The 2,744-nt window shown below is 66.3% G+C and carries 1 protein-coding gene; it reads left to right on the forward strand.

The annotated features are described in order from the left end of the window. Positions 1-49: 49 nt before the first annotated feature. Positions 50-2,744 (forward strand): condensation domain-containing protein (locus ACWCPF_RS45335; RefSeq protein ID WP_451051013.1); only part of this gene is annotated, 2,695 nt, incomplete at its 3' end.

The following is a 2,744-nucleotide window of genomic DNA, read 5'->3' on the forward strand; positions in this document are numbered from 1 at the left end:
GTTGCCGCCGGCGGTGTTGGGTGTGTTGGGTGGTGGGGAGTTGGGTTCGGTGTCGACGTTGGTGTCGGCGGGTGAGGCGTTGGATGCGGTGGTGGTGGATCGGTGGGCGGTGGGGCGGCGGTTGGTGAATGCGTATGGTCCGACGGAGGCGACGGTGTGTGCGTCGATGTCGGTGGCGTTGGGTGTGGGTGATCGGCCGGTCATCGGTGGGCCGATCGCTAATGCGCGGTTGTTTGTGCTGGATGGGGGTTTGGGGCTGGTGCCGGTGGGTGTGGTGGGTGAGTTGTATGTGGCGGGTGCTGGGGTGGCGCGTGGGTATGTGGGGCGTGGGGGTTTGACGGGGGAGCGGTTTGTGGCGTGTCCGTTCGGGGTGGGTGAGCGGATGTATCGGACCGGGGATCTGGTGAAGTGGTTGCCGGATGGGCAGTTGGTGTTCGTGGGGCGGGCGGATGCGCAGGTGAAGGTGCGGGGTTTCCGGATCGAGCCCGGTGAGGTCGAGGCCGTCCTGCAGAGTCATCTGCTGGTTGGTCAGGCCGTGGTGGTCGTCCGGGAGGACATGCCGGGGGATAGGCGTCTGGTGGCCTACGTGGTGGTGGCGGCCGATGCGGATGCGACTGCGGGCGATCTACCGGAGCAGGTGCGGGAGTTGGCGGGGCGGCGGTTGCCGGAGTACATGGTGCCGGCCGCGGTGGTGGTGTTGGACGAGTTGCCGTTGACGGTGAACGGCAAGGTGGATCGTAGGGCGTTACCGGCGCCGGACTATGCCGCTGATGTCAGTGGTGGTCGGGCCCCGGTGTCGGTGCAGGAGGAGATCCTGTGCGCGGTCTTTGCGGAGGTCCTGGGGCTCGACCGGGTCGGGATGGATGACGACTTCTTCCGGCTGGGTGGCCACTCCCTGCTCGCGGTGCGGTTGGTTGAGCGTTTGCGTGCGCGGGGTGTGTCGGTGTCGGTGCGGGCGTTGTTCGAGGCTCCGACGCCGGCTGGTTTGGCTGGTGCGGTTGCGGTGGTGCCGCTGGTGGTGCCGGAGAACCTGATTCCGGAGGGTGCGGGCCGGATCACGGCGGACATGTTGCCGTTGGTGGAGTTGTCGGACGCGGATGTGGAGCGGATCGTCGCCGGGGTGGAGGGTGGCGCGGCCAATGTGGCGGACGTGTATCCGTTGGCGCCGTTGCAGGAGGGGTTGCTCTTCCACCACCTGATGGCCGATGGAGGCAGAGACCCGTACGTCACGGTGATGGCGTTGCAGTTCGATGCCTCGGAGTTGCTGGAGCGGTTCGTGCAGGCCTGGCAGCAGGCCGTGGACCGGCACGACATTTACCGGACGGCGGTGGTGTGGGAGGGGCTGCCGGAGCCGGTGCAGGTGGTGTGGCGGCACGTGGCACTGCCGGTCGTCACTCACGTCTTCGACGATGCTGATGCAGATGCCGATCCGGTGGCGGCGTTGGTCGAGAAGGCGGGCTCGGGGATGGATCTGGGCCGGCCACCGTTGATGGACCTGCATGTGGCCGAGGTTGCGGACGGCCGTTGGCTCGGGTTGCTGCGGATGCATCACCTGGTGCTGGATCACCAGGGTATGGACATGTTGCTCGGGGAGTTGCGAGCGATCCTGGCCGGACAGGATGACGAGTTGGCGGCGGCGTTGCCGTTCCGGAATTTCGTTGCTCAGGCTCGTAGTGTTTCGCGGGAGGAGCATGAGCGGTTCTTCGCGGAGTTGTTGGGTGATGTGACCGAGCCGACGGCGCCGTATGGACTGATGGACGTTCGTGGCGATGGCACTAGGTCGGTGTCGGCCGAGTTGCCAGTGCCGCAGGAGGTTGTGGACCGGCTTCGTGAGGTGTCTCGCCGGTTGGGGGTCAGCGCTGCGACGGTGTTGCATGTGGCGTGGGCCCGGGTCCTGGCGGTGCTGTCAGGTCGTGACGATGTGGTGTTCGGGACGGTGTTGTTCGGCCGGATGAACGCGGGTGCGGGTGCCGACCGGGTCGTAGGCCCGTTCATCAACACGTTGCCGGTGCGGGTGCGGACCAACGGTGTCGGAGTGCGGGCTGCTGTGGAGCAGATGCGGTCTCAGCTGGCGGCGTTGCTCGAGCACGAACATGCACCCTTGGCGGTGGCGCAGCAGGCCAGCGGCATCGAGGACAGCACACCCCTGTTCACCTCACTGTTCAACTATCGCCACAGCACACGCGAAGGCGCGGATCGAGACGGTGAGGCCCGGGAGCAAGCGATAGACGGGATCGAGCGGGTCTACCTCAAGGTCCGAAACAACTACCCGCTGACCATGTCGGTGGACGACCTCAATACCGGCGGGTTGAGTCTGAGTGTCCAGGCGGTCGACTCTGTCGATCCGTACGAGGTGGGGCTGTTGCTGTGCACGGCCGTGGAACACGTCGTCGCCGCGTTGGCTGACTCCCTGCAGGACAGGCCGGACCTTCCGGTGCGCTCGGTCGACGTGCTCGATGCCCAGCAGCGGGATCAAGTGCTGGTCGAGTGGAACGACACCACGGCGGACGGGATCGACGTCCCGTTCACGGAGTTGTTCGCGCGCCAGGTAGCGGCGGTTCCCTCCGTGACGGCGGTGGTGGGTGATGGTGTTGAGCTGACGTATGCGGAGTTGGATGCGCGGGCGAATCGGCTGGCGCGTTATCTGGCGGCTCAGGGTGTGGGTGTGGAGTCGGTGGTGGGGGTGGTGATGGAGCGTGGGGTTGATGTGGTGGTGGCGTTGTTGGGGGTGTTGAAGGCGGGTG

The organism is Streptomyces sp. NPDC001858 (assembly GCF_053594615.1).